Raw genomic sequence first — 20232 nt, forward strand, 5'->3', positions numbered from 1 at the left:
CGCAGTGATTTTGCCCATATTTTGAAGAATACGAAGCAAAAGCTGAAACCAGGTGAAAACATTCAAGATGTATATTGGCAGGAACTCCGTTTGTACCCGCGTTTTCTGTCCCATATACCATCAACAAAAAAGGTGAGCCTGCCTTTTTAGAAAAAAAGACGTCATAAACAAGAATGAACCTTTTTCCTCTGCATATAAATGAGGAGAAAGGTTTTTTTATGGCTAAACATACTCTCAAAACAAAAAGGTGTCATATTCAAATAGGACAACGTCATACACATATATTGTCCAGACACCTTTCAAGCACAGTTTGATTGAAGAATAGAGTATTTAATTTGAAAACGAGGATAGCAAGTCCGGGAGGGGATCACTTGGAAAAAGTCGATATTTTCAAGGATATCGCTGAACGAACAGGAGGCGATATATATTTAGGAGTCGTTGGCGCTGTTCGTACAGGGAAATCTACGTTTATTAAAAAGTTTATGGAGCTCGTGGTGCTCCCGAATATCAATAATGAGGCAGATCGTGCAAGAGCACAGGATGAATTGCCGCAAAGCGCAGCAGGAAAAACCATTATGACCACAGAGCCAAAATTTGTACCGAATCAAGCAGCATCTATTCACGTGAGTGACGGTCTTGATGTCAATATCAGGCTTGTCGATTGTGTGGGATACACTGTCCCTGGTGCGCGCGGGTATGAAGATGAAAATGGCCCAAGAATGATCAATACGCCGTGGTATGAAGAGCCAATCCCGTTTCATGAAGCAGCAGAAATTGGTACACGCAAGGTCATTCAAGAGCATTCAACAATAGGTGTAGTGATTACAACAGATGGGTCCATTGGAGAAATCCCAAGACATGATTATATTGAATCTGAAGAACGAGTGATTGATGAACTCAAAGAGGTTGGAAAGCCATTTATTATGGTCATCAACTCAGTGAGGCCATATCATCCTGAAACAGAAGCGCTCCGGCAGGAACTTAGCCAAAAGTATGATATTCCAGTACTCGCCATGAGCGTAGAAAGTATGAGAGAGCAAGACGTACTCAGTGTACTTCGTGAAGCATTATATGAATTCCCAGTTCTAGAGGTGAATGTGAACCTGCCAAGCTGGGTGATGGTGCTGAAAGAAGATCACTGGCTGAGAGAGAGCTACCAGGATTCAGTGAAGGAAACCGTAAAGGATATTAAAAGATTAAGAGATGTGGACCGTGTCGTTGGTCAATTCAGTGAATTTGATTTTATTGAAAGAGCGGGTTTAGCAGGAATTGAAATGGGTCAAGGGATTGCTGAGATTGACCTATATGCGCCAGATGATCTATATGATCATATTTTAAAAGAAGTCGTTGGTGTAGAAATTAGAGGGAAAGACCATCTACTTGAGCTCATGCAAGATTTTGCTCATGCTAAGACAGAATATGATCAAGTGTCAGACGCATTAAAAATGGTGAAGCAGACTGGTTACGGGATTGCAGCGCCAGCGTTGTCAGATATGAGTTTAGATGAGCCAGAAATCATTAGGCAGGGATCAAGATTCGGCGTAAGGTTAAAAGCGGTAGCGCCATCTATTCACATGATCAAAGTAGATGTAGAGAGCGAATTTGCACCGATTATCGGAACAGAAAAACAAAGTGAAGAGCTCGTCCGCTACTTAATGCAAGACTTTGAAGATGATCCACTTTCGATCTGGAATTCAGATATATTTGGCCGCTCTCTCAGCTCCCTTGTCAGAGAAGGTATTCAAGCAAAGCTGTCTCTCATGCCGGAAAACGCAAGATATAAGCTGAAGGAAACACTTGAAAGAATCATCAACGAAGGTTCAGGCGGTTTGATTGCGATTATTTTATAGCAAGTGAGACCTCTCATTGATAGGGGTCTTTTTTTGCGTATTGAATGAGTCATAAAAAGACAATTGTATAAAGATTAGTCAGATTCAGGTTGAAATTAGGAATATTCGTTCGCAAAAGTGCCCTTAATCCTTGACGAATAAGGATTCTACCCTTTAAAATGCTTGATATGGTATTTCATATGTGTTAATCTACTTACAGAAAATCTTCACTTTGTTGGACAAACATTCCTTCAAAGAGATGTTTTCTAATGAAAAGCCATGTATAACGCTTTCTAGGACGCTCTTTTTTTCTAAAAAAGGGTATAGAAAGAAGATGAATTGTGAAGAAATGATAACAATCTATTGAATGCATATTTTTGGGAGGAGGTGAAAGGCATGAACAAGACAGAACTTATTAACGCGGTTGCTGAAGCAAGCGAGTTATCTAAAAAAGACGCGACAAAAGCAGTTGATTCTGTTTTTGATACAATTTTAGATGCACTTAAAAATGGTGACAAAATCCAACTTATTGGTTTTGGTAACTTTGAAGTACGTGAGCGTTCAGCTCGTAAAGGACGTAACCCACAAACTGGTGCAGAGATCGAAATCCCTGCAAGCAAAGTACCTGCTTTCAAACCAGGTAAAGCACTTAAAGACGCGGTGGCAGGTAAATAATCGTTATGTGTAATGATCCTGTTGAAGGAGTTATACATATACAGTTTCACACTGGTCTAGAAAAGCCCCTTTCATAAGGGGCTTTTCCTTTTGAATCAAAAGGTTCGTTTAGAACGCTCTCCTTTGCTTTTAGGATCTGAAGTGTGCTAGAATCTGAATGAAATGTAATCGCCTTTGGAGGATATAATACATGAGTGAAATAAATAAAGAATTAATCGAACACGCAGTACGCGATATATTAAAAGCAATCGGAGAAGATCCAGATCGTGAAGGACTTCTCGATACCCCAAAACGAGTCGCAAAAATGTATGAAGAAGTGTTTTCAGGATTAAATGAAGATCCAAAAGAACATTTTAAAACCATTTTTGGCGAAGACCACGAAGAACTCGTCCTTGTAAAAGATATTGCTTTCCATTCAATGTGTGAACACCACCTCGTGCCTTTCTACGGGAAAGCCCACGTTGCTTATATTCCGCGCGGCGGAAAAGTAACGGGACTTAGCAAGCTGGCAAGAGCAGTCGAAGCCGTGGCAAAACGCCCGCAGCTTCAGGAACGCATTACATCAACCATTGCAGATAGTATGGTGGAAACACTTAATCCGCATGGCGTGATGATTGTCGTTGAAGCAGAGCATATGTGTATGACGATGCGCGGAGTGAAAAAGCCAGGCGCTAAAACAGTGACCTCAGCAGTACGCGGCACATTTGCAAATGATGCAGCCGCAAGAGCAGAAGTGCTTTCCTTTATTAAAAACGACTAATTCAATAGATGGACGGTGAACAAAATGAGTGAAAATAAAGCATCTGATTTTGTGGTGATTAAAGCCATTGATAATGGTGTAAATGTCATCGGCCTAACAAGAGGCTCTGATACAAGATTTCACCATTCCGAGAAGCTCGATAAAGGTGAAGTGATCATTGCACAATTTACTGAGCATACGTCAGCGATCAAAGTAAGAGGCGATGCTGTCATTCAAACAAGCTTCGGTGAAATTCAAAGCGAAGCAAAGAAATAAAGAACTTGTATGCACTTGATAGCATAAAAGTGAGAGCCGATATGGTATAATAAATCTCTATACAATGTGCAGGTCTACATATGAAACTGTAATTTTTGGGACAAGGGTGATATCTTTGCAAGACATCTACGGAATTTTATCTAATCTAAATATAAAATTAAATAAAAAGCTTTCTCATCCTTATTTGGCGAAGCATTTACGCGCGCCACTCATCGATGAAGATAAGCTCCTTCTTTTTCATGCAATGTTTGATGAAGCTCAAATTGATGCAGAGAAAAAAGAAAATTATATTTTAACGGCGATGCTTGTGCAAATTGCCCTTGATACCCATGACGAAGTCACAACTGCTGCAGCCATCAAGCAAGACGAATTTAAAAATCGTCAGCTGACCATCCTGGCAGGAGACTATTTCAGCGGTCTCTATTATTCTCTTCTCTCTGACATGAAAGACATTTATATGATCCGCACGCTCGCTACGGCGATCAAAGAGATCAATGAACATAAAATTAGACTGTATGACCGGTCCATTCAAGATGCAGCGCACTTTTACAAAAGTGTAGCTACAGTTGAATCTGCGCTTTTCCAAAGGATTTCTGAGCATTTTCAATTAACGCATTGGAATGAGATTGCAAGTCGTTTTCTTGTTTATAAACGTTTCATGAAACAAGCAGAAAATGACAAACATTTAAAACTTTTTTTGAACGATAGTTATACGGACGCCTATTCATGTTTTGACAACTTTGAGAATGAAGGCTATGAAAAGGCCAAACGGCCGATCAAGGAGCATCTTGTTTCATCTCCGGTCGTTCAAAAAGAGCTATTAAATCGCTTGGATCATATGAAAAATGAGCCTGCGTACCATCAGAAAGTGGAAGAAGGGTAAGTCATGCAGCAATCAAAAGAACAGCGAGTACACGGTGTATTTGAAAAAATTTATAAAAACTATGATCAAATGAACTCTGTCATCAGCTTTAAACAGCATAAAAAATGGCGTGATAAAACAATGAAGCTCATGAATGTGCAAAAAGGCTCTAAAGCATTAGATGTATGCTGCGGGACAGCCGATTGGACAATTGCGCTTGCAGATGCTGTTGGAGAAAAAGGCGAGGTCAAAGGCCTTGATTTCAGTAAAAACATGCTGAGTGTTGGAGAAACGAAGGTGAAAACTGGGGGCTACAAACAGATTGAATTGCTTCACGGCAATGCGATGGAGCTTCCTTTTGAGGACAACTCATTTGATTATGTCACCATCGGTTTTGGACTTCGAAACGTCCCTGATTATTTAACGGTGCTAAAGGAAATGACACGAGTAGTGAAGCCCGGCGGAATGGTTGTTTGTCTTGAGACATCACAGCCTGAGATGATCGGCTTTAAGCAGGGCTACTACATCTACTTCAAATACATTATGCCGCTCTTTGGAAAACTGTTTGCCAAAAGCTATCAGGAGTATTCATGGCTTCAAGAATCAGCCAAAACATTCCCTGGAATGAAAGAGCTGGCGGCTCTGTTTGAAGAGGCCGGGTTGTCTGATGTCTCGTATCATCCATTTACAGGCGGTGTAGCAGCAACACATATCGGAAAGAAGCTTTGAATAAACGATATTTGGGTGAAGATAATGAAACTAAAAGCAATGATCTCTTTTTTAAATCATGATATCGATATAATTGAAAAAGAGCTTGAACAAACAGTTCGCTCTGATTATGCATTATTAAGTGAAGCAGGTCTTCATTTGCTGCAAGCGGGCGGAAAACGAATCCGCCCCGTTTTTGTTCTCCTTTCAGGCATGTTTGGTGACTATGACATTAATAAAATAAAATATGTTGCCGTTGCTCTCGAGCTGATTCATATGGCATCACTCGTTCACGATGATGTGATTGATGATGCAGAGCTGAGAAGAGGCAAACCAACGATAAAGGCAAAATGGGATAACAGAATTGCCATGTACACAGGGGATTATATGTTTGCGAGATCACTTGAATACATGACAAAAATCAATCACCCAATGGCACATGAAATTTTGTCAAAAATGGTCGTTGAGCTCTGTCTTGGTGAAATAGAGCAAGTGAAAGATAAATACAATATGGAACAGAACCTGCGTACATATTTAAGAAGAATCAAACGAAAAACAGCCTTGCTTATTGCGGGCAGCTGTCAATTAGGCGCTATTGCAGCAGGTACAGATGAAAAAACACATAAAGCCCTCTATTGGTTTGGATACTATGTCGGCATGTCTTATCAGATCATTGATGATGTCCTTGATTTCACATCAACAGAAGAAGAGCTGGGCAAGCCTGTTGGAGGAGACCTTTTACAAGGAAATGTCACACTCCCAGTTTTATATGCACTGAAAAATCCGACACTAGAAGGTCAATTGAAGCTGATCAATAGTGAAACGACGGAGAAGCAGCTGAAGCCTGTCATTGAAAGCCTCAAACAAACAGATGCGATCGACCGCTCGATTCGAGTGAGTGAAATGTATTTGAAAAAAGCTTTTGAACAGCTCGACAAGCTTCCTCGAGGACGAGCGAGAACGTCACTCGCCTCCATTGCAAAATATATTGGGAAACGAAAATTCTAATCAACGCTACGTTGATTGGTTTTTTTGTGAAATTTTTTGTCAAAAATTGATTATTATAAAAAAAAATGATACGATCACTTTGTAACAATGTAAGCCTATACATACATAACGACGGGGTGGAAAACGTATATGGACAAAACATTTCTTATGGTCAAACCTGATGGTGTGGAAAGACAATTAATCGGTGACATTGTGTCAAGATTCGAAAAAAAGGGGCTTCAGCTTGTTGGTGCAAAACTAATGAGTATACCAAAGGAAGTAGCAGAAACACATTACGGAGAGCATAAAGAAAAACCATTTTTCGGAGAATTGGTTGACTTTATTACGTCAGGACCTGTATTTGCAATGGTATGGCAAGGTGAACAGGTAGTAGACGTAACAAGACAAATTATCGGCAAAACAAATCCAAAGGAAGCGCTTCCAGGAACAATAAGAGGAGACTATGGATTGACTGTTGGGAAAAACATTATTCATGGGTCAGACTCACCAGAAAGTGCTGAAAGAGAAATTAACTTATTCTTCAAACAAGAAGAACTCACAAGCTGGGATCAAACCATCTCAAGCTGGATTTATTAATGTTCAAGCCAAGGTGTTCATTCAATGAACACTTTGGCTTTTTTTATATTGAACTTTCTACACGAAATTTCGTATGAGAAGATACAAATTTTCGATAAAAACAGCTATACTAGGACAAAGATAGATGAGACAGGAGAGGACATTGATGGATCCATATCAAGTATTTGTTGGAAAATGGAAAAAACTAACCGGGGTTGATCTGAATTTATATAAAGAAGCACAAATGAAACGAAGATTAACATCACTTTATGATAAAAAAGGATTTAAAGATTTTGAAGCATTCGCGGCCGCGCTTGAAAAGGACAGAGCACTATTAGATGAGACGATGGACCGCATGACGATTAATGTGTCAGAATTTTACCGAAACTATCAGCGCTGGGAAGTACTTGATCAAAAAATCCTGCCGCTGCTTTCGAAAAATGGCGGGACCTTAAAGATTTGGAGCGCAGCATGTTCGACAGGAGAAGAGCCATATACACTCTCTATGCTGCTGTCAAGTCATCCTCTAGTGAAAGACTTTCAAATTATTGCAACTGACATTGATGATAAGGTTTTGCAATCAGCTCAAAAAGGCAGATATCATGAACGCTCTCTGCAAGAGGTACCAGATCATATCAAGCAAAAATATTTCACAAAAGAAGATTCTTCATTTTACACTGTGAAAAATGAGGTTCGAAAGCATATTCAATTTAAGAAGCACAACCTTTTAGCTGATCCATATGAAAAACAGCTTGACCTTATCGTTTGCCGAAATGTACTGATTTATTTTACTGAAGAGGCGAAAGAAGAAATTTACTTGAAAATGAGCAGTAGTTTAAAACAAAATGGCGTATTATTTGTTGGTTCTACAGAGCAAATTTTTCACCCGGAAAAGTTTGGACTGACATCTGCTGATACTTTCTTTTATCAAAAGAAGGGTATGTAGCTGACTTTTTAGTAGCAAGTGTGTTATTATATTTTTACTTAAAAGCGTTAATGCGATGAAGGGAGATTAAGTCAATGAGGTACTTAACAGCAGGTGAATCACATGGTCCACAATTGACCACAATTATTGAAGGAGTTCCAGCAGGACTTTACATAGAGCAGGATGACATCAATTATGAATTGGCTAGAAGACAAAAAGGTCATGGCCGAGGAAGAAGAATGCAGATCGAAAAAGACCAGGCAAAAGTGTTAAGTGGCGTTCGCCACGGGAGAACATTAGGTTCGCCAATCGCTCTTGTTGTTGAAAATAACGACTGGAAGCACTGGACAAAGGTGATGGGAGCAGAGCCGATCACAGAAGAAGAAGAAAGTGAAATGAAGCGTCAAATCTCTCGTCCAAGACCAGGACATGCGGATTTAAATGGTGCGATTAAATACGGACACCGTGATATGAGAAACGTATTAGAGCGCTCGTCAGCGCGCGAGACAACTGTTCGCGTAGCAGCAGGCGCAGTTGCCAAACAAATCTTGGCGCATCTAGGGATTAAAGTAGCTGGCCACGTTCTTGAAATTGGCGGAGTGAAAGCAGCTCATACAGCATATGAGTCTATTGAAGATTTGCAAAAGGTAACAGAAGAATCACCTGTTCGCTGCTATGACAGTGAAGCAGGTCAGCAAATGATGGATGCAATTGATGAAGCGAAGAAAAACGGCGATTCAATTGGCGGAATTGTTGAAGTCATCGTTGAAGGGATGCCGGTTGGGGTTGGCAGCTATGTTCATTACGACCGTAAATTGGACAGCAAGCTTGCAGGCGCTGTACTTAGTATCAACGCTTTTAAAGGGGTTGAATTCGGTATTGGCTTCGAGGCAGCTTCTAAAAATGGCAGTGAGGTCCATGATGAAATCATCTGGGATGAAGAAAAGGGCTATACGAGAAAAACAAACCGCCTAGGTGGTCTTGAAGGCGGAATGTCAACTGGTATGCCAATTGTCGTAAGAGGGGTTATGAAACCAATCCCAACGCTTTATAAGCCGCTTCAAAGCGTTGACATTGAAACAAAAGAACCTTTCTCTGCAAGTATTGAACGCTCTGACAGCTGCGCTGTTCCTGCTGCAAGTGTTGTTGCAGAAGCAGTCGTGGCATGGGAAATTGCCAATGCAGTTGTGGAGCAGTTTGGCCTTGACCAAATCGACCGCATTAAAGAAAATGTTGAAAAAATGCGCCAGCTTCAGAGGGAATTTTAATGAAAACACTGGAAGTTAAGACGTCTTCAGCCACTTATCCTGTATTTATCGGTGATGGGATTAAATGCAATATCGTTGACTTGATAACTTCCACTGGGCATTCCTATACGAAGCTCTTAATCGTCACAGATGCAGCTGTTGATGCCATTTATGGTGATGAGATGGTTCGCTTACTTCAAGAGAAGTGGCCTGTGAACAAAGTGGTTGTGCCAAGCGGAGAGCAGTCAAAATCCTTTGCCGAATTTGAGCATATTCATACGAAAGCCATTCAATTTCAGCTTGATCGATCCTCCTGCATTATTGCGCTGGGAGGCGGTGTGATTGGAGATTTGGCTGGATTTGCTGCTGCCACTTATATGAGGGGCATTGACTTTATCCAAGTTCCGACGACGCTGCTGGCACATGACAGTGCAGTTGGCGGGAAAACAGGGATCAACCATCCGCTCGGTAAAAATTTAATCGGTGCGTTTCATCAGCCAAATGCTGTGATCTATGATACTAGTATGCTTGAGACTCTATCTCAAATTGAACGAAGATCAGGCTTTGCAGAAGTCATCAAACATGCATTGATTTCTAGTGAAGACTTTTTAGCAGAACTAATGTCCATTCGTTCTTTGTCGGATTTATCAAAGAGTGAGCTGGCACATATGCTGTATCAAGGCATTCAAGTCAAAGCGTCAATTGTTCAAGAAGATGAAAAAGAACAAGGTGTGCGTGCATTTTTGAATTTAGGCCATACACTGGGGCATGCCATTGAAGCAGAATACGGATACGGCGTCATCACGCATGGAGATGCCATTGCAATCGGCATGCAGTTTGCGCTGTATGTGAGCGAAAAGCAGCTGGGGCTCAGCCTTAATCGTTTGGAACTAAAAGAGTGGATGCAAGAGCTTGGATTCCCTGTACAAGTCACACCAGATATTTCAACGAAAACATTTGTTGACCGGATGATTGGTGATAAAAAAGCAAGAGGGGGCAGTGTTCAATTTGTTTTATTAAAACAGATTGGAGACGTCACTTTACAGTCTTTCACAAAAGATGAGCTGCACTACTGGCTCGAAGAATGGAAACGGGAGGAGGGATGTCTATGATGTTTCGCGGGATACGTGGGGCTACAACTGTGATAGAAGATACAGAAACTGAAGTGTTAAACAAAACGAAACAGCTGTTAGAAGCGATTATTTCAAGAAACCAAGTAGATCCAGAACGTGTCGTGCAGATCTTGATTTCAGCTACACAAGATATTCACTCCGTTTTTCCGGCAAAAGCACTTCGTCAGTTTGAAGGATGGACATATGTACCGGTTACTTGCATGCAGGAACTAGACATTGATGGCGGTTTAAAGCAATGTATTCGTGTCTTAATGACTGTCCAGACAGATACAAAGCAGGAAGACATACAGCATGTGTACTTGGAAGAAGCTGTGACGCTTCGCCCTGATTTACAGTTGACAAAAAACAAGGAATTATAATACGATATGAACAGCCGAAGTTTACACACAGGTGTAAACGGCATTGCAAGCTTAGAGAAGATGAGAATGAGACTAGGGTAGTTGAGATGAGTAGAGTTGAGCAGAGATACGATACTTCTATTTAATCATACTGCCTAAAAGAGAAACCCTCTTTTAGGCTTATTTCGTATACTCATACAAACCCTCTATATGTCCCCTCATTCTCCTTAATCCCATTTAAGGAGTGTGCTTATGAATTCCCAATCAAACCTGACCCAATTTTTAAAGGACAGTGAGTCCTACAAAACGATCCCAATTGTTGAAACCATTACAGTCGATACGCTCTCACCGATTCAAATTGTTGAAAAACTCAAACAAGATATTGTGTATTTGCTAGAAAGCAAAGATGAGTCTTCCAGCTGGTCGAGATATTCTTTCATTGGATTGAACCCGTTTTTAACCTTACATGATGACCAAAACAAATACATTGCACGTGACGCTGCGGGGCAGGAAGTCATGCAAAAGCAGGAGCTGAAAGAACTGCTAGATTGGATGAAAGAGCAATATCAAATCAAAGCGCCAAATATTGATATCCCATTTACAGGTGGGGCTGTTGGGTACTTAAGCTACGATCTGATTCCAAACATTGAACCTTCTGTCAGGCCTCATCGAAACGCATCGCTGGCAGATAATTGCACATTATTTGTCTGCCAAACGATGATCGCCTTTGATCATGAAACGAATCATGTTCATTTTATCCAGTACACCCAGCTAACCGGACATGAAGCAGAAGACGAAAAAATACGCGCTTACAGAGAAAATCAAAAACAGCTTGAACAGATGATACACAAGCTGCATTCAAAGACTGATATGAAAGAACTGATTTTATCAGGGAATATGAATGAGCCGCCATCCTTTGAACATGTGACGTCAACCTATGAAAAAGCGCAATTTTTAAAGGACGTAGAAAAGATCAAAGAATACATTCGAGCGGGTGACATTTTCCAAGGCGTCCTCTCACAGCGATTTGATATCCCTGTATCAGTGAGTTCATTTGAGTTATACCGCGTGCTTCGGATTGTGAATCCATCTCCATATATGTATTTTATGAAATTAAAAGATCGTGATTTAGTCGGCAGCTCGCCAGAACGATTAATCCATGCCAAAAACGGGCATCTAGAAATTCATCCTATTGCAGGCACAAGAAAACGAGGAAGAACAAGAGAAGAGGATGCTGAGCTAGCAAAAGAGCTGCTTGAAGATGAAAAGGAAAAAGCGGAGCATTACATGTTAGTGGATCTTGCCAGAAATGATGTAGGCCGCGTGGCAGAATACGGCAGTGTGTCCGTACCGACCTTTACAAAAGTAGTGAATTTTTCACATGTCATGCACATTATCTCCATTGTGACAGGAAAGCTAAAGCGGGATACACATCCAGTCGATGCGCTCATGTCCGCTTTCCCAGCAGGCACATTAACAGGTGCCCCGAAAATAAGAGCGATGCAATTATTAAATGAAATGGAGCCTGAGCCAAGGGAAACGTATGGCGGATGTATTGCCTATATTGGATTCGACGGTAATATCGACTCCTGTATTACCATTCGTACGATGAGCGTCAAAAATCAGACCGCTTCTATACAAGCAGGCGCCGGCATTGTGGCTGATTCTGTCCCAGAAAACGAGTGGGAAGAGACTTGTAACAAGGCAGGAGCACTTCTGAAAGCCATTCAGCTTGCGGAACATATTTTCTCAGAAAAGGAGAGTGTGCAGGATGAATCACCGACTATCAGCTCTTGTTAATGGAGGCTTTCTATCAGAAAATGAAGCAAATAAACTCATGCATGATATGATGAGCGGCTTTTTAACAGATGCTGAAGTCGCTGCAAGTCTTTCCATTTTAGCGCATAGAGGAGAAACCGCTGAAGAAATGACTGGCTTCGTGAAAGCCATGCGGCAAAATGCAGCACCAATGGAACGATCGCTTGATGTTGTTGATACTTGCGGCACGGGAGGCGATGGACTCTCAACCTTTAATATATCAACTGCCGCTGCGATTGTCGCTTCCGCTGCTGGAGCCAAAATCGCCAAACATGGAAATCGATCAGTTTCTTCTAAAAGCGGGAGTGCCGATGTACTAGAGTGTCTTGGGATTCACATTCAATCCACACCGGAAGAAACAAGAAGACAAATACAAGAGAAAAACATGGGCTTTTTATTTGCACCATTGTATCATTCATCTATGAAACAAGTAGCCACAGTCCGCAAGCAGCTCGGCTTCCGGACGGTATTTAATCTATTAGGTCCGCTTTGCCATCCAATGCAAGCCAAAAAGCAAATCATCGGCGTCTACTCAAAGGAAAAGGCAAAATTAATGGCAAAAGCCCTTGCGCCATTAGAGCCAGAACATGTGCTGTTTGTTTGCGGAGAAGATGGGCTTGATGAATTAACGATTACAGCAAATTCATATGTGATTGAACTCAAAAAAGATGTCATGACAGAATATACACTCAATCCAGAAGACTTTGGGCTGCAAAAAGGATATTTATCAGATATTCAGGTCCAATCACCGGAAGAGAGCGCCAAATTGATTCAGAATATATTGAATCATCAAACAGTAGGGGCGCCGCTTCATATTACAGCCCTGAATGCTGGAGCGGCTTTATATGTCGCAGGGAAGTCAGAAAACCTCATGGCCGGAACATTAAAAGCGATTGAAACGATTAAAAACGGCGCAGCCAAAGAACAATTGGCTCGTTTAAAACAAAAAACGAGAGAGGAAGAGATCTATGCTTAATCAAATCATTGCCCGCAAAAAAGAACATGTCCAAACATTGCAGTTACCAGTAGATGAACACTTTGAAAGACGATCATTTAAAGAAGCACTCATGAATCCTCATCGCTCAATTGGTCTAATTGCTGAGGTGAAAAAGGCGTCTCCTTCCAAAGGAATCATTCAACCAAATTTTGATCCTTTACAAACAGCAAAAGCTTACGAAAAATCCAACGCTGATTGCTTATCTGTTTTAACGGATGAACCATTCTTTCAAGGAAAAAATGAATACTTATCCCTCATTAAAAAACACGTAGATCGTCCAATTTTAAGAAAAGATTTCATCATTGACTCCATACAGGTAGAAGAGTCAAGACGTATAGGAGCAGATGCCATTTTATTAATTGGAGAAGTACTTGAGCCGCAAAAGCTGCACGAGCTCTATGCTGAAGCGAAAGAGAATGGACTTGACGTCCTTGTCGAAGTACATGCAGCAGATACACTGGAAAATATTTTAAAGTTGTTCACTCCTGAAATCATTGGAGTGAACAACCGGAATTTAAATACATTTACAACAACAGTTGAACAAACAAAAGAGATTGCCCCCCTCGTTCCAAAAGAGGTCTTACTAGTGAGTGAGAGCGGGATTCAAACATTTGATGATCTAACCTTTGTGAAGAATCATGGAGCGGGTGCAATCCTTGTAGGAGAATCATTAATGAGAGAACAATCACAAGAAAAAGCCGTTCAGACATTGTTTGGAGAATGAACAGGATGAAGCCTTATGTAAAATATTGCGGGGCAGTATCACAAGAAGATGTGGAATGTATTGCGCAATCTCACGCAGATGCCATCGGATTTATTTTTGCTCCAAGTAAAAGACAAGTCCAACCAGATCAAGTGAAACAATGGCTCACCCAAACAAAGTGTGAGAAAAAGATTGCCGGTGTATTTGTAAATGAAAAGATTCAAAGAGTGCGCGAGATCACAAAACAGATACCTTTAGATATCGTACAGCTTCATGGAGATGAAACGCAGGATGACGTAAAAGAAATCAAACAACAAACAGGGGCTGTCGTTTGGAAAGTGTTCCATCACGAGCCTGATGTAACAAGAACGCTTGAAAAAATGACGGCATTTGCGCCTGTTATCGATGGCTTCCTTATTGATGCGAAAGTAAAAGGGATGAGAGGCGGCTCTGGAACAGCTTTTGCTTGGGAGGCAGTGCCTCTATACGTTAAACATGCAAAACGGCTGGGGAAGACTTGCGTAATTGCAGGCGGCATCACACCAGAAACGATAGCAGATCTGCTCGCCTATGGTCCAGAAGCGATCGATCTTTCAAGCGGAATAGAAGAAAACGGAAAGAAAAGCAGCGCTAAGATCGAAGCGCTCGAAGAAAGGATGTTAAATGATGTACGCATATCCAAATGAGATTGGCAGATACGGAGAATTCGGAGGGAAATTTGTGCCGGAAACGCTCATGCAGCCACTTGCAGAAATTGAACAGGCATTTCGTGAATTAAAAGAAGATCCTGCTTTTCAAGCAGAATATGTATCACTACTTCGAAACTATTCAGGCAGACCAACTGCGCTTACATATGCTGACCAAATATCAGCATACCTCGGCGGCGCAAAGATCTATTTAAAAAGAGAAGATTTAAACCACACAGGTGCTCATAAAATTAACAATGCGCTTGGGCAGGCTCTGCTTGCAAAAAAAATGGGGAAATCAAACATCATCGCGGAAACAGGCGCAGGTCAGCACGGAGTAGCTGCTGCAACGGTGGCCGCAAAGTTCGGGTTATCCTGCACGGTCTTTATGGGAAAAGAAGATGTGGAAAGACAATCACTCAATGTCTTCCGAATGAAACTGCTTGGCGCTGAAGTCATACCTGTCACAAGCGGAAATGGTACATTAAAAGATGCAACAAACGAAGCCATTCGCTATTGGGTTCAGCACTGCAGTGATCATTTTTATATGATCGGCTCCGTTGTAGGCCCTCATCCGTATCCTCAAATCGTCAGCGAGTTCCAGCGCATGATTGGTGATGAAGCAAAAGAGCAGCTGCTTGAAAAAGAAGGAAGGCTTCCACATAAAGTGATTGCCTGTGTCGGCGGCGGAAGTAATGCCATTGGAATGTACCGGGCATTTTTAGATGAAGAGGTAGATATCATTGGGGTAGAGGCTGCTGGAAAAGGAATCGATACGCCGCTCCATGCTGCAACCATCACGAAAGGAACCAAAGGAGTGATCCACGGGTCTTTGACCTATTTAATCCAAGACGAATTTGGCCAAATTATTGAGCCATATTCGATTTCCGCTGGTTTAGATTATCCGGGAATTGGACCAGAGCACGCCTATTTACATGCGAGCGGACGGGTTCAATATGTGAGTGCGACAGATGAAGAAGCACTAGATGCCCTAAAACTGCTGACTGAAAAAGAAGGAATACTTCCAGCAATTGAATCTGCACATGCGCTAGCCAAGGCGTTTGAGGTAAGCAAGACGATGAATGAAGATGAAATCGTCCTTGTCTGCCTGTCAGGAAGAGGCGATAAGGATGTGCATACATTAATGAACGTGCTTGAAAGTGAGGGGAAACAAAATGATTAGATTTCAATTAGAGCAAGGCGAAAAATTATTCATCCCATTTATCACAGCAGGAGATCCGTCAGAAGACATCACGATTGATTTAGCTATCTCCCTTCAAGCAGCCGGTGCACATGCGATTGAACTCGGTGTTGCTTATTCCGATCCACTAGCGGACGGTCCTGTCATTCAAAGAGCCTCCAAAAGAGCTCTAAATCATGGCATGAATATCGTAAAAGCGATAGAATTAGCAGGGAAGATGAAAAAAAACGGTGTAAAAATTCCTGTAATTCTATTTACGTATTATAATCCTGTGTTACAATTAGACACAGAATACTTTTTCGCTTTACTGCGCAAAAATCATATTTCGGGACTCTTAACACCCGACTTGCCGTTTGAAGAGAGCAGCGAGCTGCAAAAGAACTGTCAAACCCATGACATTTCATATATTTCACTCGTTGCACCAACAAGCAAGGAACGATTAGTAAACATTGTAGAGCAGGCAGAAGGTTTTGTGTATTGTGTTTCATCTCTTGGTGTAACAGGTGTCAGACAATCCTTTGACGCGTCAATTACAGATTTTATTCAACAAGTGAAACAGCTGAGTCACATACCGGTTGCGGTCGGTTTTGGCATCTCAACAAGAGAGCAGGTAGACTCAATGAATAAACTGAGTGACGGCGTCGTTGTCGGCAGTGCACTTGTGAAAAAAATTGAAGAGCTTCAAGAACAATTGCTGGCAAGTGATACACGTCAAGAGGCTTTAAGAGAATTTGAAACATATGCAAAAACATTTAGTCCCCTCTATTCATTCAAATGAGGTGAAACATTTTGCAAATCAAAGATCAATTAAAACAGCTAAAACCGTATCAACCTGGGAAACCAATTGAAGAGGTCAAAAAAGAATATCAATTAGACAAAATTGTGAAATTGGCTTCAAATGAAAACCCTTTTGGATGTTCCGTACATGCAAGAGAGGCGATACAGGCCGAGCTCGAACATTTAGCGATTTATCCAGATGGATACAGCGCAAGTTTAAGAACAGAGCTGGCTGAATTTCTTCAAGTAAGTGAAAAACAATTAATTTTCGGGAATGGCTCAGATGAACTTGTGCAAATTATTGCGAGAGCATTCCTTGATCAACATACAAATACCGTCATCCCATCTCCATCTTTTCCGCAATACCGTCACAATGCAGTGATTGAACATGCTGAAATTCGAGAAGTGCCTCTATTAGACGGAGGAGCTCACGATCTGAAGGGCATGCTGGATGCGATCGATGAAAACACGAAGGTTGTCTGGGTATGTAATCCAAATAACCCGACGGGAAATCATTTGTCAGAATCTGAGCTTGTGGCGTTTTTAGACGAAGTGCCGGCTCACGTGCTTGTTGTACTAGATGAAGCGTATGTTGAATACGTTCGTGCAGAAGATTTTCCAGACAGTTTATCTTTATTACAATCCTATCAAAATGTCATTGTACTTCGAACGTTTTCTAAAGCGTATGGACTTGCAGCACTTCGAGTAGGCTACGGGATTGCATCAGAAGAGCTGATTACTGCCATTGAACCAGCGAGAGAGCCGTTTAATACTAGCCGTATCGCTCAGGCAGCTGCGCGTGCAGCGATAAAAGACCAAGACTTCATTCAATCATGCAGACAGAAAAATGAAGCAGGTCTCAAGCAATACCAAGATTTCGCTGAACGTTTTGGACTATATATCTATCCATCTCAAACAAACTTTGTGCTGATTGATTTTAAACGAGATGCAGATGAATTGTTCAATGCATTATTGAAAAAAGGTTACATTGTTCGTTCCGGTAAAGCACTTGGTTTTCCGACTTCTTTACGTATTACCGTCGGAACAAAAGAGCAAAATGAAGAAATTCTAAGTACACTTGCCGATTTACTGCAAGGCATTCGTGCGTAGCATAACCATAAAAGTCATATCCTAATGCAGGATATGGCTTTCATTGTACCAACCTCCTATACATATAAGCTGTTGAAATAGGTTGTTTAATTTTCGCGAAAAATCAGGTGATGAATATGAACGATGCAAACGAAACAATATTAATCGCTGGACTCGGTTTAATCGGTGGGTCCATTGCACTCTCGATTAAAAAAGAGTATCCTCATAAAAAAATTGTAGGATTTGATGTTTCCAAAGAGCAAATGGTTGCTGCAACAAAGCTGGGAATTATTGATGCAACAGCTGATTCGTTTCTAGCGGGTTTAGAAGAATCTTCGACCATTATTTTGGCAACACCTGTCCAGCAAACAGTAAAGATGCTTAGTGATATTGCAGACTCTGGAATTGAAAGAGAGCTCACAATCACTGATGTCGGCAGCACAAAGCAAAAGGTCGTCCATTTTGCTGAAAAAGCGCTGCCTGAGCATTACCAATTTATTGGTGGCCATCCAATGGCAGGCTCTCATAAGTCAGGTGTTATTGCAGCAAAAGACTTTTTATTTGAAAATGCGTTCTACATTTTAACGCCTGCAAAGGAAACAAACCGTCAAGCTGTTGATCGGTTGATGGACTTGTTAAAGGGGACAAATGCTCATTTCATCGAGATGACACCAGAAGAACATGATGCTGTGACAAGTGTCATTAGCCATTTTCCTCATATTGTTGCAGCCAGTCTTGTGCATCAAGCGCATCATTTTGAAGAACAATTCCCACTTGTTAAACGGTTTGCTGCTGGAGGCTTTCGTGATATCACACGAATTGCTTCAAGTAATCCTGCAATGTGGCGGGATATCCTGCTGCACAATAAACACAAGATTTTAGACCGTTTTCATGAATGGAAAAAAGAGATTAATCGCATTGAGACCTTCGTACAGCAAGAAGATGCTGAAGGATTGTTCTCTTATTTTCAAGATGCAAAGGAATATCGCGATGGACTTCCTCTAAGGAAAAAAGGAGCCATTCCTGCTTTTTATGATCTGTATGTCGATGTTCCGGATCACCCTGGGGTCATTTCGGAGATTACAGGGCATCTTGCAAGTGAAAACATTAGTATTACAAATATCCGTATTATTGAGACGCGGGAAGACATTAATGGGATTTTACGCATTAGTTTTCAAACAGATGACGACCGGAAGCGTGCAGAAATCTGTATAAAAAATAGAGCGAATTACGATACATTTTATGCTGACTGAGGTGACAAACATGAAAATTCATAAAAATGCTCCTATGAATGGAGAAATTCATATCCCAGGTGATAAATCTATTTCACATAGATCAGTGATGTTTGGTGCAATTGCTGATGGGACCACAGTAGTGAAAAACTTTCTTCCTGGAGCTGATTGTTTAAGTACGATTGATTGCTTTAGAAAGATGGGCGTTGAAATTGAACAAAAAGGGACAGATGTTGTCATTCATGGTAAGGGGCTGAAAGAGCTCAAGGAGCCGTCTGACATTCTCGATGTCGGTAATTCTGGTACAACCATTCGATTAATGATGGGAATATTAGCTGGTTGTGAGTTTCACAGTACACTAATCGGTGATGAGAGTATTGCCAAAAGACCAATGAAACGTGTGACGGGTCCGCTTAAACAACTCGGAGCCAAAATAGACGGCAGAGCAAATGGCGAGTATACACCACTGTCTATTCGTGGCGGTCATTTAAAAGGCATAACCTATGAGTCTCCAGTGGCAAGTGCACAAATTAAGTCAGCTGTCCTTTTAGCAGGGCTACAAGCAGAGGGAACAACGACATTAACTGAACCACACAAATCAAGAGATCATACAGAAAGAATGCTCTCTATGTTTGGTGTAAAGCTAGATGAAGATGAACAAAGTGTTTCCATTGAAGGCGGCCAAACATTAACAGCAACAGATATATTTGTTCCTGGGGACATCTCTTCAGCTGCATTTTTCCTTGTAGCTGGATCAATCGTTCCTAATAGCCAGATTGTCTTAAAAAATGTCGGGCTAAACAAAACAAGAACAGGTATTATTGATGTACTGAAACTTATGGGGGCAAATCTTGAGATCAATGAAGTAGATGCCAAAGGCGGAGAACCGTACGGTGATTTAACCATTTCTACTTCATCATTAAAAGGGATTGAAATTTCTGGTGACATGATTTCAAGACTCATCGATGAAATTCCGATAATTGCGCTTCTTGCGACCCAAGCAGAAGGAACAACAATCATTAAAGATGCTGCTGAGTTAAAAGTAAAAGAAACCAATCGAATTGATACAGTCGTATCAGAACTTAAAAAACTCGGTGCTGATATTGAAGCAACAGATGATGGTATGAAGATTCATGGTAAAACTACGCTTCAAGGCGGCGCAGTCGTCTCAAGCTACGGAGATCACCGTATCGGTATGATGCTTGGAATTGCCGCATGTGTGACAAAGCAAGCAATTGAGATTGAAGATACGGAAGCTGTTCGTGTCTCATACCCAAATTTCTTTGAACACATTGAATATTTAACGAAAACAGTCTGAGGATGTCCTCAGGCTTTTTCTTTCCTTCTGCATATTTGTCAGAAATATAGCATAGCTTGTCTCAAGGTGAAACCTTGAAAAAAAACATTTTGTCCGATAAAAATAGTGTCTGCAGT

21 protein-coding genes are annotated in these 20232 nt (G+C 41.2%); all 21 read left to right on the forward strand.

The window, feature by feature from the left end; translation table 11 throughout:
* Positions 1 to 371: 371 nt before the first annotated feature.
* The 21 genes from spoIVA to aroA all read left to right on the forward strand — a co-directional run bounded on the left by spoIVA (position 372) and on the right by aroA (position 20116).
* Positions 372 to 1850, forward strand: a complete 1479-nt coding sequence (gene spoIVA / locus AOQ70_RS18645) for a stage IV sporulation protein A (RefSeq protein WP_008344534.1) — start codon at positions 372 to 374, stop codon at positions 1848 to 1850.
* A gap of 375 nt (positions 1851 to 2225) precedes the next feature.
* Positions 2226 to 2504 (forward strand): non-specific DNA-binding protein Hbs, encoded by a 279-nt coding sequence (hbs, locus tag AOQ70_RS18650; protein WP_003215863.1) that lies wholly within the window; start codon positions 2226 to 2228, stop codon positions 2502 to 2504.
* Positions 2505 to 2694: 190 nt separating this feature from the next.
* The gene (gene folE, locus AOQ70_RS18655) at positions 2695 to 3264 is read left to right on the forward strand and encodes a GTP cyclohydrolase I FolE (RefSeq protein ID WP_003215789.1); all 570 of its coding nucleotides are present in this window, start codon (positions 2695 to 2697) and stop codon (positions 3262 to 3264) included.
* A 24-nt stretch (positions 3265 to 3288) separates the two neighbouring features.
* Positions 3289 to 3519 (forward strand): trp RNA-binding attenuation protein MtrB, encoded by a 231-nt coding sequence (gene mtrB, locus AOQ70_RS18660; protein ID WP_008344541.1) that lies wholly within the window; start codon positions 3289 to 3291, stop codon positions 3517 to 3519.
* Positions 3520 to 3634: 115 nt separating this feature from the next.
* Positions 3635 to 4402: a heptaprenyl diphosphate synthase component 1 gene (locus tag AOQ70_RS18665; protein WP_041085908.1), complete on the forward strand. Its 768-nt coding sequence runs from the start codon at positions 3635 to 3637 to the stop codon at positions 4400 to 4402.
* 3 nt (positions 4403 to 4405) lie between these two features.
* Positions 4406 to 5110: a demethylmenaquinone methyltransferase gene (locus AOQ70_RS18670; protein WP_024422810.1), complete on the forward strand. Its 705-nt coding sequence runs from the start codon at positions 4406 to 4408 to the stop codon at positions 5108 to 5110.
* A 24-nt stretch (positions 5111 to 5134) separates the two neighbouring features.
* Positions 5135 to 6097 (forward strand): heptaprenyl diphosphate synthase component II, encoded by a 963-nt coding sequence (hepT, locus tag AOQ70_RS18675; RefSeq protein ID WP_041085904.1) that lies wholly within the window; start codon positions 5135 to 5137, stop codon positions 6095 to 6097.
* A gap of 129 nt (positions 6098 to 6226) precedes the next feature.
* A complete protein-coding gene (gene ndk, locus AOQ70_RS18680) occupies positions 6227 to 6673 on the forward strand; it encodes a nucleoside-diphosphate kinase (protein ID WP_024422808.1) in 447 nt (148 codons plus the stop codon).
* Positions 6674 to 6818: 145 nt separating this feature from the next.
* The gene (locus tag AOQ70_RS18685) at positions 6819 to 7598 is read left to right on the forward strand and encodes a CheR family methyltransferase (RefSeq protein ID WP_039179563.1); all 780 of its coding nucleotides are present in this window, start codon (positions 6819 to 6821) and stop codon (positions 7596 to 7598) included.
* A gap of 74 nt (positions 7599 to 7672) precedes the next feature.
* Positions 7673 to 8845, forward strand: a complete 1173-nt coding sequence (gene aroC / locus AOQ70_RS18690; RefSeq protein WP_039179560.1) for a chorismate synthase — start codon at positions 7673 to 7675, stop codon at positions 8843 to 8845.
* A complete protein-coding gene (aroB, locus tag AOQ70_RS18695; RefSeq protein WP_059377965.1) occupies positions 8845 to 9936 on the forward strand; it encodes a 3-dehydroquinate synthase in 1092 nt (363 codons plus the stop codon). Before aroC ends, aroB begins: the two co-directional genes overlap by 1 nt.
* A complete protein-coding gene (gene aroH / locus AOQ70_RS18700; protein WP_024422804.1) occupies positions 9933 to 10316 on the forward strand; it encodes a chorismate mutase in 384 nt (127 codons plus the stop codon). The genes aroB and aroH overlap by 4 nt, the downstream gene beginning before the upstream one ends.
* 231 nt (positions 10317 to 10547) lie before the next feature.
* Positions 10548 to 12095, forward strand: coding sequence for an anthranilate synthase component I (gene trpE, locus AOQ70_RS18705; protein WP_059377967.1), 1548 nt, complete (start codon positions 10548 to 10550; stop codon positions 12093 to 12095).
* The gene (gene trpD, locus AOQ70_RS18710) at positions 12067 to 13089 is read left to right on the forward strand and encodes an anthranilate phosphoribosyltransferase (protein ID WP_059377969.1); all 1023 of its coding nucleotides are present in this window, start codon (positions 12067 to 12069) and stop codon (positions 13087 to 13089) included. The genes trpE and trpD overlap by 29 nt, the downstream gene beginning before the upstream one ends.
* A complete protein-coding gene (gene trpC, locus AOQ70_RS18715; protein ID WP_059377970.1) occupies positions 13082 to 13834 on the forward strand; it encodes an indole-3-glycerol phosphate synthase TrpC in 753 nt (250 codons plus the stop codon). The genes trpD and trpC overlap by 8 nt, the downstream gene beginning before the upstream one ends.
* Positions 13831 to 14499, forward strand: a complete 669-nt coding sequence (locus AOQ70_RS18720; RefSeq protein WP_059377971.1) for a phosphoribosylanthranilate isomerase — start codon at positions 13831 to 13833, stop codon at positions 14497 to 14499. The genes trpC and AOQ70_RS18720 overlap by 4 nt, the downstream gene beginning before the upstream one ends.
* On the forward strand, positions 14480 to 15682 hold the full coding sequence (trpB, locus tag AOQ70_RS18725; RefSeq protein ID WP_047203218.1) for a tryptophan synthase subunit beta: 1203 nt from the start codon (positions 14480 to 14482) through the stop codon (positions 15680 to 15682). Before AOQ70_RS18720 ends, trpB begins: the two co-directional genes overlap by 20 nt.
* Positions 15675 to 16478, forward strand: a complete 804-nt coding sequence (trpA, locus tag AOQ70_RS18730; RefSeq protein WP_059377974.1) for a tryptophan synthase subunit alpha — start codon at positions 15675 to 15677, stop codon at positions 16476 to 16478. Before trpB ends, trpA begins: the two co-directional genes overlap by 8 nt.
* A gap of 11 nt (positions 16479 to 16489) precedes the next feature.
* On the forward strand, positions 16490 to 17587 hold the full coding sequence (gene hisC / locus AOQ70_RS18735) for a histidinol-phosphate transaminase (protein ID WP_039179539.1): 1098 nt from the start codon (positions 16490 to 16492) through the stop codon (positions 17585 to 17587).
* A 116-nt stretch (positions 17588 to 17703) separates the two neighbouring features.
* Positions 17704 to 18819, forward strand: a complete 1116-nt coding sequence (locus AOQ70_RS18740) for a prephenate dehydrogenase (protein WP_039179536.1) — start codon at positions 17704 to 17706, stop codon at positions 18817 to 18819.
* Between the two features lie 10 nt (positions 18820 to 18829).
* A complete protein-coding gene (aroA, locus tag AOQ70_RS18745; RefSeq protein ID WP_059377975.1) occupies positions 18830 to 20116 on the forward strand; it encodes a 3-phosphoshikimate 1-carboxyvinyltransferase in 1287 nt (428 codons plus the stop codon).
* The last annotated feature ends 116 nt before the right edge of the window (positions 20117 to 20232 follow it).

Origin of the sequence: Bacillus sp. AM 13(2015) (assembly GCF_001518755.1) — a bacterium.
In the GTDB taxonomy this organism is placed as follows: Bacteria; Bacillota; Bacilli; order Bacillales; family Bacillaceae; genus Bacillus; species Bacillus safensis.